At 54.0% G+C, this 15,206-nt stretch carries 14 protein-coding genes; 6 read left to right on the top strand and 8 right to left on the bottom strand.

Features of this window, described 5'->3' with window-relative positions; all coding sequences use genetic code 11:
- Positions 1–90 precede the first annotated feature (90 nt).
- Positions 91–693 (bottom strand): EF-hand domain-containing protein, encoded by a 603-nt coding sequence (locus FYZ48_RS28365; protein WP_149345816.1) that lies wholly within the window; start codon positions 691–693, stop codon positions 91–93.
- A 294-nt stretch (positions 694–987) separates the two neighbouring features.
- Between FYZ48_RS28365 and FYZ48_RS28360 the strand changes: the two genes are divergently transcribed.
- Positions 988–2,088: a glycosyltransferase family 9 protein gene (locus FYZ48_RS28360; RefSeq protein ID WP_242022800.1), complete on the top strand. Its 1,101-nt coding sequence runs from the start codon at positions 988–990 to the stop codon at positions 2,086–2,088.
- Between the two features lie 19 nt (positions 2,089–2,107).
- On the opposite strand, the gene FYZ48_RS28355 is transcribed toward FYZ48_RS28360, so the two are convergent.
- From FYZ48_RS28355 to FYZ48_RS28340, 4 genes are all read right to left on the bottom strand, one after another.
- A complete protein-coding gene (locus FYZ48_RS28355; protein WP_149345814.1) occupies positions 2,108–3,784 on the bottom strand; it encodes a serine/threonine-protein kinase in 1,677 nt (558 codons plus the stop codon).
- Positions 3,785–3,845: 61 nt separating this feature from the next.
- Positions 3,846–4,457 carry a sigma-70 family RNA polymerase sigma factor gene (locus FYZ48_RS28350; protein ID WP_149345813.1) on the bottom strand — a complete coding sequence of 204 codons (612 nt, stop codon included), beginning with the start codon at positions 4,455–4,457 and terminating at the stop codon, positions 3,846–3,848.
- 79 nt (positions 4,458–4,536) lie between these two features.
- Positions 4,537–5,403 carry a rhomboid family intramembrane serine protease gene (locus FYZ48_RS28345; protein WP_145040256.1) on the bottom strand — a complete coding sequence of 289 codons (867 nt, stop codon included), beginning with the start codon at positions 5,401–5,403 and terminating at the stop codon, positions 4,537–4,539.
- Positions 5,404–5,494: 91 nt separating this feature from the next.
- On the bottom strand, positions 5,495–6,424 hold the full coding sequence (locus tag FYZ48_RS28340) for a hypothetical protein (protein ID WP_149345812.1): 930 nt from the start codon (positions 6,422–6,424) through the stop codon (positions 5,495–5,497).
- Positions 6,425–7,086: 662 nt separating this feature from the next.
- Here FYZ48_RS28340 and FYZ48_RS28335 point away from each other — a divergent pair.
- The 5 genes from FYZ48_RS28335 to FYZ48_RS28315 all read left to right on the top strand — a co-directional run bounded on the left by FYZ48_RS28335 (position 7,087) and on the right by FYZ48_RS28315 (position 11,223).
- Entirely contained in the window at positions 7,087–7,530 is a 444-nt protein-coding gene (locus FYZ48_RS28335) for a YkgJ family cysteine cluster protein (protein ID WP_145040252.1), read from the top strand.
- A gap of 83 nt (positions 7,531–7,613) precedes the next feature.
- Positions 7,614–8,936, top strand: coding sequence for a histidine--tRNA ligase (gene hisS / locus FYZ48_RS28330; protein ID WP_242022799.1), 1,323 nt, complete (start codon positions 7,614–7,616; stop codon positions 8,934–8,936).
- Between the two features lie 103 nt (positions 8,937–9,039).
- A complete protein-coding gene (locus FYZ48_RS28325) occupies positions 9,040–9,621 on the top strand; it encodes an HYExAFE family protein (RefSeq protein ID WP_149345810.1) in 582 nt (193 codons plus the stop codon).
- A 56-nt stretch (positions 9,622–9,677) separates the two neighbouring features.
- The gene (locus FYZ48_RS28320) at positions 9,678–9,896 is read left to right on the top strand and encodes a hypothetical protein (RefSeq protein WP_149345809.1); all 219 of its coding nucleotides are present in this window, start codon (positions 9,678–9,680) and stop codon (positions 9,894–9,896) included.
- Between the two features lie 40 nt (positions 9,897–9,936).
- Positions 9,937–11,223, top strand: a complete 1,287-nt coding sequence (locus FYZ48_RS28315) for a beta-ketoacyl-[acyl-carrier-protein] synthase family protein (RefSeq protein WP_149345808.1) — start codon at positions 9,937–9,939, stop codon at positions 11,221–11,223.
- 18 nt (positions 11,224–11,241) lie between these two features.
- On the opposite strand, the gene FYZ48_RS28310 is transcribed toward FYZ48_RS28315, so the two are convergent.
- From FYZ48_RS28310 to FYZ48_RS28300, 3 genes are all read right to left on the bottom strand, one after another.
- On the bottom strand, positions 11,242–11,874 hold the full coding sequence (locus FYZ48_RS28310) for a hypothetical protein (protein ID WP_149345807.1): 633 nt from the start codon (positions 11,872–11,874) through the stop codon (positions 11,242–11,244).
- Between the two features lie 69 nt (positions 11,875–11,943).
- Complete coding sequence (locus FYZ48_RS28305) at positions 11,944–13,602, bottom strand: HD-GYP domain-containing protein (RefSeq protein ID WP_149345806.1); 1,659 nt, start codon at positions 13,600–13,602, stop codon at positions 11,944–11,946.
- A 532-nt stretch (positions 13,603–14,134) separates the two neighbouring features.
- Positions 14,135–15,130, bottom strand: coding sequence for a M50 family metallopeptidase (locus tag FYZ48_RS28300; RefSeq protein ID WP_149345805.1), 996 nt, complete (start codon positions 15,128–15,130; stop codon positions 14,135–14,137).
- Positions 15,131–15,206 lie beyond the last annotated feature (76 nt).

Below are 15,206 nucleotides of genomic sequence, written 5' to 3'. Positions count from 1 at the left end.
ACCAATAAAAACAGCCGACGGAATAAAAATCCCGTCGGCTGTTTTCGTTCACATCACGAACGAGACCTGCGCCCCGCCCCTGATTAAGCATTAATTCTTCTTCGGTCCTTTGCCTTTGGCTTTCTCTTTGCCACCGGCACCTTTACCGCGATTGCCACGGTTCTTCATCATTTCTGCCCGTGCGGCCTGGCGTTCTGCGTCATCCAGTTTGCCGTCGCCATTCTTGTCGAATTTCTTGAGCATGGCTTCACGATCGAACCCGGGACGACGACCGCCCATTGCCTTGCGGGCTTCCTGGCGTTCAGCTTCGCTGAGCTTTCCATCGCCGTCTTTGTCGAACTTTTTCACCAGTTCTTCGCGGCTCATGCGCGGGCCACGCTGACCCATTTTTTCGCGGGCTTCGCGGGCAGCTTTGCGTTCGTTTTCATCCAGTTTGCCGTCACCGTTTTTGTCAAACTTTTTCATGAACTCTTCGCGATTGAAACCCTGACCACCCTTTTCACCACGGGCTGCCCGAGCAGCCGAACGCTCTTCTTCATTCAGCTTGCCATCGCCGTCCTTGTCGAATTTTTTGAGGATCTCCTCACGGTTGGGGCGCTGTCCTTTTTTCCCCTCTTCAGCCTGCGTAGCAGAGCTCCATGAAAACACAGCCATACCCAGTGCACACGCAGTAACGATCCGATTCATTTTCATCAAGACAGCTCCTCATTCTCAAAATCTGTGGAAACAGGAATCAGCTTCCTGCAGCGGTTTCAGTTAACACGGTATCAAACGCGAGAGGGAGGCAGAGGTTTCGCGGATTCTCAGAAAAAATTCAGAAAACGTGATCGAAGTCGTCGCGTAACCCTTTGAAAACCGGGCTTTTCTGACGCATCCCAGGTACAAGCTGATCTTGCCTCGATTCGGCAAATCACACTATGATGCCGCCCCTGTGGGCTGCGCCTGTACCAGTACACCTTACATCTGATGCCTGTATTCCCGAATTCGATGAACACAACCGACCCGTTAGCACGATTGAATCAGATTGAAGCGCAGCGGATCTGCATTATCAAACCCAGTGCCTTGGGTGACGTCGTGCAGACACTCCCCATCCTGCCGGTCCTGAGGGAACGGTTTCCTAATGCCCGCATCTCCTGGGTCGTCCGGGACAGCTTTGCCAATCTTCTGGAAGGACATCCCTGCCTGGATGAAATCATTCCCTTCCAGCGACGCAGTTCAGCAGGACAGTGGTGGCAGTTTCTCAAGTCACTCAAGAAACAGAAATTTGATCTGGTCATCGATCTGCAGGGCCTGCTCCGTACCGGCATCATGACTGCCGCCACCCGCGCTCCCTGGCGGGTCGGCATCGAAGCAGCCCGCGAAGGTTCGCACCTCACCTGTAACCTGACGATCCCCGATACGGGACGCTATGTCCCAGCCTGGCTCAAATACTGGCGCGTCGCTGATGCCTTTGGACAGGGAAAGCTGAAACGCACGACCGACATCTATCTCTCCGAAGATGACCAGAACTGGGCACAGGAAAAACTGTATTGCCCTGAGTATCCTCTGCCGACTCTCGCGATTCACGCGGGCGCGCAATGGATCACCAAACGCTGGCCTCCGGAAAGCTTCGCTGCGGTCGGTGCCAAAGCCATCCGTCGCTTCCGTTGCCAGGTTGTCCTGGTGGGAACCTCTGCGGAGAGAGAACTGACCGGCCATATCGAAAAACTGCTGCAAAAGTTCGTCCCTACCGGCAGGGTCATCAATCTGGCAGGGGAAACAACACTCAAACAACTTGCCGCGGTGTTACAGCAATCCGACTTTGTCCTCACCAATGATTCCGGTCCCATGCACCTGGCCGCTGGTCTCGGAACCCCTGTCACCGGCATCTTTACCTGCACCAGTGCACTTCGCTCTGGACCGCCGGGAGACAAGCACGAACTTGTCTCCACAAATGTCAGCTGTGGCGGCAGCTATAACAAACGCTGCCCCAAACGCGGACCACAGAATCTGTGCTGCATGGAAGAGCTGGAAGTCAGCCGCGTCTGGCAGGCCCTGCATCGCCTGATCACACGGGAAGCAGCTGAAAGAACGCCGAAAGCAGCCTGACGCTTCTCACAAGCGGTCGTCAAGGACGCCGCAACTCGTAATAGCGACTCAACACGCGGACTCGATAAATCTGGTAAGCCGTGATCATTCCCAGAATCGCCAGCACCATAGCGTAGATGACGGGGTACTGCCATAACTCTACCAGTTCGGATCGGGCCAGTACCAGGACAGCAAACGCGAGCAGTGAAAGCACCGTGGTAAACAGCACGAGCCTGACGTAAAAGAACAGTCCTGCTGAGACAATCAGCATCGGATACCCAATCAACAGAATCCCGATTGGCGCATCGGCGAGCATCAGCAGTCCCGTCAGCAGCGCAACATCCGCCGCCGACCAGCAGTAACGTACCCGTTTTTTGTTCGGAAAGTGATCCAGACCAAACTGGAAGAACACCACCAGTGCGCCCCACAGACCAAACAGCGACATGATCCGCAGGTGATAATTCAAATCAACGCCCTGCGTGGAATACACGGTCTGAATAATTCCGACTGCCAGCAGGATCGCGGAGAGCCGCGACACCAGTGCCGGCTTGCGGCGGAACCGGCGCTGGAACTTCTGAATCATGCCCGCAGGTTGTGCCTGCAGAGGCTCTCCAGCAATGAACCGTTCCAGATCCGCCGCCAGTTCGCGGGCCGACGGGTAGCGTAATGCGGGATCCTTCTCCAGACACTTCAGACAGACCAGTTCCAGACTACGGGGAATGTTTCTGTTGTGCGAATGGGGGAGTGCAGGTTCCCCTTCAATCACCGCCACCAGCGAATCGAGGGGACTGCTGTGTTTGAACGGAGATACGCCGGTCAAAAGTTCATACAGAATAATACCCAGACAGAAGATATCACTTCGCGTGGAAATCTGATCCAGTTGCCCCGCGGCCTGTTCGGGTGACATGTAACCCGGAGTCCCCACGATCATGCCCGTCTGTGTGCGGGCATCGGTCCCTGAGCCTCCCGGCAGTCCATCGTAGAGTTTCGCCAGACCAAAATCGGTGACATAAGCCTGGCCCGCTTCATCGATCAGAATGTTCGACGGTTTCAAATCGCGGTGAATGATCTCTTTGGAATGCAGATACTCAACCGCCTCGGCAACCTGCTGCATGAGTGAGGCGATCTTGTAATAATTATCCGGCGCCACCTGGGAAAGCGGTCGAAAATCGGGACTCGCCAGTGAACCTCCGCCAATAAAATCCATGGTGAAATAATGCTGCCCCAGATGCTGGCCCACTTCGTGAATCGCAACAATATTCGCATGCTGCAATCGGCCGGCGGCCTGAGCTTCCAGATAGAACCGTCGGACCTCGTCTTCGGATGCAAACTGATTACTGAGGATCGTTTTCAACGCCACGACCCGATTCAGATCCTTCTGGCGTGCCTTATAGACGATGCCCATCCCGCCGCGTCCCAACTCCTCCAGCAGTTCATAATTGCCGAACTCCCGCGCGAGCAGGGGGGGCGTCTTTCGAGATGCGTGGGGAGAAACTGGCAACGTCGCATCATCGGGCCCCAGCTCAACCGCTTCGGGATCACTGTCTGACTGAGGCGCGAGACGCTCCAGGGAATCCAGACAGGCCATCAGCGGTTTTAACTGAGGATTAACTGCACGCAGACTCTGACAGCTGGCATCATCCTGACGCTGCAGGAAGTCCAGGTACTGATTGAGTACTTCCACCTGTTCAGATTGCTCATTCGACTCGTCGGTCACGGGCTGCAGTCTTTCTTAAATCTTCAATTTTCAGTCGGATTATCCGGTCGCCAGGGCCTCTTCAAACCTGTTCCAGCAGTTCCTGCAGTTGATTCAGTGCCCTCAACCAGAGCATCTGTACGGCACCGGGACTCCTCTGCATCCGCTCGGCAACCTCTTTGAACGGCAGCCGCTGCAGATTACGAAGCATGATCACTTCCTGGTAGTCAGGGGGGAGTTGACTGACTGCGTCAGCAACCTGAATCTCCTGCTCCCGGTTCAGCAGGATCCGGCTCGGCGTTTCCGCCTGGTCTGGCAACTCCCACCTCATCTGACCAGAGGCTTCTGATGGCTGACCAGCGCGATCAATGGAAAACTCACGTTTCACATCACGCTTGGCGGCTCCCTGGTAACGCCGGGCGAAGTCCAGCGTGTTATGATTTAAAATACCTCGTAGCCAGCCCAGCCATTCTGCCTCGGTCTCTCCCTCGAAACGGGAAAGCCCCTGGTGTGCTTCGAGCAGAGTCTGCTGCACCAGGTCAGAGGCATCGAACTTGGTTCGCATCCAGCCTTCAATCTGAGCGCGGGCGACCAGGGAGATATACGCGCGACATTTTTCCAGCAGTTCATTTTCGGCACTGCGATCGCCGGCACGCGTACGCTGAATCAGCTCTTCAAATTGTGACTGAGGCATGACGGACCACCGGAATCAGAATGCATTCTCACAGCTGTGAACTCCCGATCCATCAGGGTAATCTGTCGCAGTCAGTGATTCAACGCTTTTTGTACTTGCTGCTGGCCTCTTTGAGCAGTTCCCGCTCCTGATCCGTCAGACTTGCTTCACCTTCGCGGCTGATTTTTTCCAGGATGGCGTCTACCCGCTCATCCAGGCTTGCTTTGCTCAAACGGGTATCGGGCTCGGAATAGACTTTGAGTTTGCTTTTACGGACCGACCGGTTGGACTGGAAGCGATCCCACTTCCGCAGCAGGCCACTCGACAGGTTCCAGCCGTAATATTTGTAGGCCACCCCAAAGGCAGCTCCCCCCAGGTGAGCAAAGTGGGCGACGCCATCGCTGCGGGGATTCACAAAGCCAAACAGATCGACGACCGCATACAGCACCGCCAGCCAGCGAAGCTCGATCGGCAGGATGAAAAACAGCAGCACGGTCATCTTGGGGTAGTACATGGCCGTCAGAAAGACCACCGCCATCACGCCCCCCGAAGCCCCAATTACAGGGTTGGGGCTGATAGCGACATGACACAATCCGCTGATCACGATGCTGACCAGGTAGAAGACCAGGAATTCACGCGAGCCGACCACCGGTTCCACCATGCGTCCAAACATCCAGAGGATGAACATGTTGAAAAAGATATGGCCCAGGGTCTGCGTGGAATGGCAGAAGCCGTAAGTCAACAGCCGCCAGATCTGGAAACCAGGGAACAGGCTGCCTCGGTCCAGTGCCAGGAAGTTAATCACGGGAGAAGAGCCCCGACCTTCCGAAGTCGCCACTTCCAGCAGGAAGACAACCACATTCGCAATGATCAGGTACTTGATCGCCCAGCCACCGGATGACATGTTGAAAGAGCGGTAATTTCCCTCACTCTCGTGTCGCAGGTAATCCCGACTCTCAATCCCCATCGCCTAACGTATCCTTAGTCTGTCAGTTCCTGGCCAGAGACGTTGTGTGCAACGCTCTGTCATCCGTGTCCGTGTCGTCCGTGATTTTGAGCTATTGAGCAGAGACTTCAGAAAGCTTTTCGCCGGTTGGCTGTTTCTGTTCGCCGTACCCTTCGTTGTGCTGGGGCAACTGTCGGGCCAGCTTGCTGACGTCTTCAATCAGTTTCTGCTGTTCCTGGTAGACTTTCAGCAAATCACGCCGTAACCGATCGGTTTCCTGAAATTCCTCGTTCCGCTCCTGCTCTTCTTCTTCCAGACCAGCAACCAGCCCCTTCCGCAATTCAACGGGCAGGTTCTCTCCCTGGGGAGCATTGTCGGAACCGATCAACTCACTGACGCGTGCATCCAGACGCTTCTGGGCAGAAGCCAGCAGGCGGTTGAGGTCTTCGATTCGATCCTGTTTTCTTTCGAGCTGCTGTTTGCGCTCAACCAGTTGATCGCGCAGAGTTCGCAGGGTGGTGATGTAGTTGGGGGGCACCAGAGCTCGCAGCCGCCAGGTACCGTTTTGCCATTTTGCTGCTTCACCAGCTTCGGGAGGTGTCACTTTCTGCAGGAGCGCCCGGTTCGCTTCCAGGGCGGTCACGCGGAACGCACCGACATAAGCCACTCCCCCCGGTTGACCGGGAGCAGCCTGAAATGCGAACACGACCGGTTTGGCCTCTTCGGCATTCTGAGTGGAACCGAGTCCGTTATTACTGCCGATCGCAACCTGAATCTCACCGGTCTGCTGATTGGATACAGTCACTGCAGCATCCCAGTAACGATCCCAGCCCAGCATGACCCGGGTCAGTCGGTTGCGAAGATCTGCGCTCTCTTCGGATTTCGCTTTGATTTCTGCTTCGTTTTTGGCAATCTGAGTGCTGTTCTTCTCCACTGCCTGCAACCAGCTGCTGCGGACGGCAAGAACCTTGGCTGTCAGTGGTACCGCGACAATCGCTGCCAACACGACAAGCCAGGCGAAGACTACTCCGGATTTATGCATCGTTTTAAACCTTGATCGAATTCTACGAAACCGGCGGTTTCGTGTGGTGCGTTCGAATTCCTGTAATGAATGTCTGTCTTCTATCTTGGGTTTCAGACAAAAACTGATGAGCCCTTGTCTGTTACATCGTCTATCCCGACCATCGGAACCGAAGATAAATCGTTCGGTATCAATTATTCACGCGTATCCCGGACAGATCAATTGTGGGGATCAGGAAAGCTGCGAAAAACCGGACGGGACTTTTATTTAATGATAAGTCCCATAACAAATCAGGGTCAAGCAGAAACCGTAATTATACACTTTTCGCCGGGTGATAACCGCTAAAACCCCTATAAGCGAACTGCCGGAAAGAGCAGCGTGAGCGTCCCCTCGCATTCTCCAGTTCCGACGGGACGGCGTTGCCAGAGCCGCTTCTGATTGATTTCCCGAACTTTCTTGCTGCAGATTCCGTGCATTTTCCCGCTCAATGGCTTATAAAACATCCTATTCTATCATCAGAGGTGTATTGAAGTCCTGAATTGTACTGACCTTGCAGCGGTCTGTTTTAATACGTTCCGCCTCCCCCGGGAATAGGGGGGACAGAGCAGTCGTTCAGCAGGTTTTCAGTCGCTGCGAACCTTTTCAGACTTGAACCGTCATTTTATTTATCAGGGAAGCCGACCATGTCCACTGTCACAGTAAAACGATCCGATCTGAAAAGCGGGGAAGTATTATGCAGTTACTGCACGGCACGCTGCTGTCGCTATTTTGCACTACCCATCGAAACCCCGACCACCTGGGAAGACTACGATCACATGCGGTGGTACATCATGCACGGGCACAGTGCCATTTTCGTCGATGAGGATGTCTGGTTCCTGATGGTCTATGGAGACTGTAAATACATTCTCCCGGATTACCGTTGTGGGAACTATGAAGACCGTCCCCAGATCTGTCGGACTTACACCACCGACGACTGCGAATACGACAACGACGGCACCTACGACCGCCTGTTTGAGACTCCGGAGCAGATCTGGGAATACGCCCACGCCGTTCTGCCTCCGAAGAAAAAGAAACGCAAAGGGAAGTCCAAAATTAAAACTGAGAACCTTCCCGTCGTGCACGTGTAGCACTGCTTCCGTCTCAAAACGAAACCATAACTGAAACTCTCCAGTCAACAGCGATCCGCGAGGATCACAGCCGGTACGATACTGTGAATAAACCATTAATTACCCCACGTACGCTCAAAGGGTTCCGCGACTATCTCCCCTCAGCCATGATTCCCCGCGAACAGCTGATCGAAACAGCCAAGTCCGTCTATCGCAGCTACGGATTCAGCCCGATTGACACGCCAGCTCTGGAATATACCGAAATCCTGACCGGCAAAGGGGGGGAAGAATCGGACAAGCAGATGTTCCGTTTCGAGCAGGGGGGCCGCGATGTTGCCATGCGGTTCGACCTGACAGTTCCTTTCGCCCGTTTCTCCGCGCAGAACATCAACGAGCTCGGCACCCCCTTCAAACGCTATCACGTCGGCACGGTCTGGCGGGGCGAACGACCGCAGAAAGGACGCTACCGCGAATTCGTCCAGTGTGACTTCGATACCATCGGTACCAAGTCCAATGCCGCGGACATCGAAACGCTGTTCATCATTCACGATCTGATGCTGAAGATCGGCTTCACCGATTTCAAAATCCGCATCAATAATCGCATGATTCTCAATGGACTGCTCCAGTTGCACAACCTGGAATCGCAGTCGGCAGCCGTCCTGCGCGCCCTCGACAAGCTGGCCAAAACCAGCCCGGAAGCCGTCATTCAGGAAATGCAGGAGCAGGGGGGACTGACTCAAAAGCAGGCCGAACAGATCCTGGCTCTGATGACCGCTCAGGGTACGACTGCAGAAATTCTGGACTCACTGGAATCACAGCTCAAAGGAAACGAGCGTGGTACGCAGGGTGTACTCAATCTTCGTGAACTGTTTACCGCAGTAGAGCGGGCGGGGATTCCTGCCGAACGGGTGGTACTGGATACGTCCATTGCCCGTGGCCTCGATTACTACACCGGCACGATTTACGAAACCTTCCTCGACCAGATGCCCGGAATCGGCAGCGTCTGTTCGGGCGGACGCTACGATAACCTCGCTGAGCTGTTTACCACTCAGGAACTGCCCGGCGTCGGTGCCAGCCTCGGACTGGACCGTCTGCTCGCCGCGATGCAGGAACTGAACCTGCTAAGCGAGGTTTCTACCCCCGCACCGATTCTGGTTACACAAATGGACGCTGCTTTCACCCCCGAATACCTGCGTCTGGGACGTGATCTGCGTCAGGCGGGCTTGAATGTGGAAGTCTATCCGGACACCAAGGCGATCAAGAAACAGTTCAAATATGCCAACCGTCACGGCTTCAAAATCGTCATCGTGGCTGGCTCAGACGAATTCGAAAACCAGCTCTGGCAGGTCAAGGACATGCAGGCCGGTACTCAAACCGCAGTCAAAGAAGAAGAACTGCTGGACGTAATCCAGAAGATCCTCGCCTGAGCCCCCTCATTCTGAAAACAGACTGATCTATAGATATTTACAGTACCACCAGTCAGTGGTACCATTTGATCAGTAACCAGATCGTTTTCAGATGAGGATCAGCATGGTCATTCGCAGGAATCACTACGAATCCGCCTTTGAGGATTACCTCCGCTCCCAGAAAATTCCGTACGTCGCCGTGGATGAGAAACGCCGGGCACTCGCCCAGGAGGCGTCAATCAAATCACTGGACTTTATCGTCTATTCATCGCAGGGGCCCAACCTGCTGATTGACGTCAAGGGACGCACCGAGATCTTTGACGCCCCCACGCGCAGCCGTCGCTGGGAAAGTTGGGCCACCCGAGAGGATATCAGGGGGCTCTTCCAGTGGCAGGAACTGTTCGGCGAAGGCTTTATCTCCAGTCTGGTCTTTGCCTATCAGTTACCTCCCGACTCCATTTCCAACAACCTGGAAAAGGTTTATGAATTTAAAGAGAATCTGTACGCATTCTACCTGGTTCCGGTCGACGCCTATCAGGACAAAATGAAACCTCGTTCCGACAGCTGGCAGACCGTTTATCTGCATCAGCAGGATTTCCAGCAGCTCCGACAACCTGTAGAAACGCTCATCCAGGGCTCAGAACCCGCAGAATTAACCGGGGAAAATAGTGAGGAATGCGGTTTTCCAGATGCAGATTCGACTTGAGGCTGATACAATCAGGCGACTGACAGACACTTTTACCAGACTCTCAGAATGACGTTATGAACATACGCACGCGATTCACATCCCGCCTCTTTTCCGCTCTGACCGCCTTTGCTGGCACGACGCTGTTTTCAGTGACGACCGTCCTGGCCCAGGAGGAGGAACGCAAGGGGGGAGCGATCGTCCAGTCCCAGACCTCGATCGTGGAATACCTGATCGTAGCGGCCCTGATTGGCGCCGCCCTGTTCGCCGTCTGTCGCACCAGCCATCGCGTCTGATCACTCTTCGATTTCATTCACACTCAGCCCTCACGTTTTCATGCGACCACTGTCTACAGTATCTGAGCCTGAGCCACGCAGGGTTGTCATCACGGGCATCGGACTGATCACCCCGTACGCCGTTGGCCGGGAAGCTTCCTGGCAGGGAATCTGTTCCGGCGTTTCCGCGATCCAGCCGTTAGATGCATTATCCCTACAGCTGAAGCGTCCCTTGGCAGGGGGAATCATTCCCGACCCCAGCCTCTCCAGTGCCTCGTTAAGCAGCTCGACTCCCCTGCAGACTGAGCCCTCTCTAACCCTCGCACTGCAGGCAGGCACCGAAGCATTTGAGGATGCCGGCCTGGACTTGAACCACCTCAACCGGGAAACCACCGGGTGTGTCATCGGATCGAGCAAAGGGGGCATGGCCAGTTTTGCTCAACTGGCCGCGCTCTCACACCAGGATGCATCTGCCGCAGAGCAGGTTCCCCCGGAACTCTGGCTGCAGTGTTTCGCGGGCGCAGCCAGTCACTCTTTCGCTGCCCACTTCAACCTGCAGGCCGCAGCCCTGACCCCGGTCTCAGCCTGTGCCACCGGCTTCTCAAGCATCATGCGCGGCGCCGAACTGATTCAGGATGGAGTCTGTGACACGGTTCTCGCGGGCAGTACTGATGCCTCACTCCTGCCCGCCGTTCTGGCTTCGTTTCATCGCATGGGTGTGCTGGCATCGCAGTTCGATCACCCCTCACAAGCTTGCCGTCCTTATGATGTCAGACGTAACGGCTTTGTCGTCGGAGAAGGGGCCGGCATCCTGGTACTTGAGTCACTGGAGCAGGCACAGAAACGTAACGTGACTCCCTATGCAGAATGGTTGACCGGAGGCCTCGGCGCGGATTCCACACATTTGATGCAGTTCGATCCCCGGGCAGAGAGCCTGTCTCACCTGATTAATGTCACACTGGATCGGGCTGGAGTGGCTCACGAGGAAGTCGACTATATCAATCTCCACGGCACCGGAACCCAAATCAACGATATCTATGAAACGCATGCCTTACAGAAAGCATTCGGCCCCCACTCCGCTGCGCTTGCCTGTTCCAGCCTGAAAGGGGGCATGGGACATCTCCTCGGGGCAGCAGGGAGTGTGGAACTGGCGTTGACGCTGCTCGCCATGCGGGACGGAATCGTTCCCCCCACACTGAACCTGGAAAATCCCGATCCGGAGTGCCCACTGAATTACACACCCCAGGTTGCAGTATCACGGGAAATCAGTACGGCCCTCAAACTCTCATTTGGATTTGGAGGCCACCTGTCTGCCGGCCTGGTCCGCAAATGGGACAGCGACCGATAATCTGTCGTAGCTGCGGAGTTACTGTTTGAAACGAGCCGACTTCAAAAACGCTTCGAACTCAGGCTCTGCTTTCAGCAGCTGTTCCCGAGGTCCGGTCAGCTTGAGGTAAAAATCGCGAGGACTGCGAGGGATCGCCACGCCAATCATCCGCATGCCTGCTTCCGCTGTCCCGTTCAGAGCCGGTCCGGTATCAAAGGTACCGCGAAGATCGAGCCAGATCGCTTCCACGTCATCGACGCGGACAGTCTTCTGAAGCGGCTCTTCACCCGGAGGTAACTGGAACTGCCCTCGCCAGCGCTGCAGGTTGGCATCGATGCCACCGCCGACCGAAGAGAGTGTGAGCTTTACATCCGGTCCCGCTTTGGGAATCTGAAAGCTGGCTGAGATCATCCCCTGTTGTGCTGGAGACAACGGGATCTGCTGCCAGCCGACGGGCACGTCGAACTGAATCCCGTCAAAGACTTTTTCGCCGGACTCAGAGTGTGAAGCTTCAGTCGCAGCACTTTGAGCAGAACTCAGGGGAGCCGCTTCGGGAACAGGCAGGTCGGCAGGAGCATCTGATTCACCAGAACCACAGCCCGACAGGCCAGGGAACAGGCAAATCAGGAATACACTGTGCTTCCAGAGATTCTGAGATAGAACAGCTGACATGAAAGACTCCCGCATGAAGACAGAATAAGGTGATGCCCCCATCCTAATCATTCAGCGAAAGTCAGTCCATCAACTGACCGTTAGTTCCATCTGCTCAGCAGATTCCAGATTGTATTTCTGCGAGAGCTGAGTAATTTCATCACGGATCTCAAAATAAGCGTCGATCACAGCAGCGTCCCATTGAATCCCTTTCCCTTCTCGGAAAATGCCTTCGAGTCGCTCCAGGGGCATACCGTTGCGGTAGGGACGGTCACTGCCCATCGCATCATACGCATCCGCGACAGCAATGATCCGCGCCATCAGCGGAATATCGTCTCCGGTCAAACCGTCGGGATATCCCCGGCCGTCGATCTGCTCATGGTGATTACGGATTCCTGGTAGAATGTTCTTGAGTTTTTTGATACCAGAGAGAATCTTGTATCCGATCATCGGATGTTTCTGAATCTGCAGGAATTCCTCATCGGTCAAACGACCTTCCTTGCGGAGGATGCGGTCATCCACGCCGATTTTCCCAATGTCGTGCAACAGACCGGAGAGATAGATGTCGTGGATGAATTCTCCCGTATAACCCAGTTGTTTCGCCAGTTGCTGTGCGATCAGGGCCACGCGCTCGCTATGACCGCGTGTGTATGGATCTTTCGCATCCAGGGTGGAAATGAACGATTTAACAAAGCTGAGCATCAGCTCTTCCTGTTGCGCATACAGGTCGATGTTACGCAGGTGCGTTCCCAGGAATGAAGCCACCGAATTCAACAGACTGGCCTGAATGGTGCCATACTCTTCGCTCTTAAGGAGATTACAGCTCAGAATCCATCCGTAAGAATGAGAGCCATCAGTAATCGGTACCAGCACCAGATTATGCAGATCCGGAAATTCCAGCGAGAGCAGGGAACTGTCCACGTGATTGATCACCAGAGGCTGATTGAAGTCAAATCCATCAAACTGTGCGACCAGCCGAGCCAGTTTGAGTTCATCAAATTCAGTCTGGCTCTCAGACATGAATCGGGACGTGTGTCCCTGTCCTTCGAACCAGATAATATTTGTTTCCGCTTCGATCAGATTGCCGATCCGCTCCAGACAGAGCTCTCCCAGCTTCTCGGGACTTTCAGAAATCTTCAAATGCTGCGCCACTTCGTGCAACAGGCTGATTTCTTCGAACGTCTCATCCAGACATTCGGACAGATTATCGACTTCCTCATTCAATTCATCCAGCTGCTGTTCTTCATCCAGATGCATGATGGCCAGACTCAGCAGGGCATGCAGCGATTTCACATCCAGAACTCGCTGCCCTTCGAGCCAGGTATCCAGTTCGTCAGATGACCAGTCCCGCTCCACGGCCGACAGTACCATTTCCGTCAGTTTGCGTTTCTCTTTCTGAAACACAAAACCGGCAGCGACATATTTATGTTCGCTATCCTCAAACAGGGGAAACAGATAATGGGTCAACCCGTTTGTATTCTCGACCAGGGTCAGTCCCTGAATCTCATCAAGCTGGTTTAAGACGTCGATCGGAAAAAAGGGCAGGGAGCGCATGTGAGTCCGCCCGACCAGCCTTTGAACCCGGGCGTCGAAACAGAACATTGACAGGCCCGTCAATTCTGAAATGCGCTGCATGCGATCGTTGGACAATTCCACCTTGGTATCCTGGTGAATTTCCAGATCCCACGCGCCACCACACTTGCTGAAGTTGGACAGTTTCTTGAATGAATCAATTGTTCCCGAGACCATAAGTCATTTTCCTGCTTTCTAGAGGAGTTATTCCCTATAGAAAGTTAGTTCGCAGACGAATGGCCGCAAATCAGATTTGATTTCAGCACCTGTAATTGTGTCACTTTTCAGGAAACTGCAGTTTTAGCCCCGAAAACTGCGGTTTACACCGCAAATATCGGCAAACACAAGTTCTAGTGAACAAATTCAGGGTTTTCTGAAGTTAACTTCGTCAACAACCAGATATCAAAATGGATATAAAGAGTAACGGGTCCTTTACTCTGGTTGTATCGCCTTATTTATATGACAGTTAGGAACAATCCAGCATGAATCCCCGTCTTTCTGCCAGGGAGAGACGCATCTCATTCCTGTTCACCACCAGACAGAGTCGAAGCAAGCAAAACTACATCTGAAAAGTACGATGCTGCGGATCCTGCCAGATGTGTGCATTGTCAGGCCAGACCGGCAAAATGATTCACCAGTTAAGTAAAGTTCGGTGATTTTCGGTGGAAAGAGAAAATGAAACACCGTTTGAGTGCAAATCCGCCTGATTTTAGGGGTCGGAATTGCTCTTGCGATAGCGGGCACTGACCTGATTTAACTGCTGACGCTCTTTGGGGGTTAAGGAATCCAGACCGAATTCATGAACCTTATTCAGCAGGAGATCGAGTTGCTTTTCTGCATCCCGTTCTTTTTCGCGTTCCCGCATCCGTTTCTGCAGTTTTCGTTTCTCACGCCACTTCTGGAAGAAACCAACTTTCTGTTCTGAAGGTTCCGGACTCGAACGTTCCAGACTGGTATAGCCTTGTGAGAAATCGTAGCCGAAAATGGAATCGTCAAAGGCTTCCTCTCGATGGCCGGCTGCAAATTCCAGCAGGTTCAGCATTAACAGTAACGCTCCGAAAAAGACTACCCAGACGGTATGGGTGCAGAGGCCGATCACCATTCCCAGCCCCCCGATCAGAAAACTGACGTTCAGCATCACCATATGCAGCACAGTTTCATCAAAGCGGCGGGACAAGATGATTTGCAGCACTTTACCACCATCCAGGGGAAGTACCGGAATCAGGTTCACCAGCAGCAGGAGCCAGTTGATGCTGAACACCATCAAGAGCATTGCCTGCCCCAGATTATTGCTCAGATCGACAGTCGGAAGCTTGATCGGGTTGAGCGATTCCGACATCTGTCCAGACCAGATCACAGCCGGCAGCGTGATCGCACATAACAGTAGATTCACCAGTGGCCCGCCCAGAACGGTGACGATGCGAGAGGCATCAGTACGGGCAGGGCTGCAGGGTACCAGGCCTCCTAGAGGCCAGAGCATGATCTGATCGGCTTCGCCTCCCATCATCCGACAGGCGACCACGTGCCCCATTTCATGCAGGAAGACGCTGATGAACAGAACGCCGAATAAGGCAAATCCCAGTCCCAGAGAGTAATGTGACCAGAAGACGAGCAGGACGACCGGCAGAAAAATGCTGACACGCACCTGAGTCAAAAACCAGGATCCAATGGGAAATGACCAGTGCAAAGGATTCGATCGACTCATCTTACCATGACCTGTTGCAGAGAATCACAAACGTCCTTCAGCTAATGCTGAGCTCAGAATGACCGGGTACGTAGAA

It is taken from the genome of Gimesia chilikensis (assembly GCF_008329715.1).
Classification (GTDB): domain Bacteria; phylum Planctomycetota; class Planctomycetia; order Planctomycetales; family Planctomycetaceae; genus Gimesia; species Gimesia chilikensis.
The sequence above is the reverse complement of the archived record's forward strand: the minus strand, read 5'-3'. Positions and strand labels throughout refer to the sequence as shown.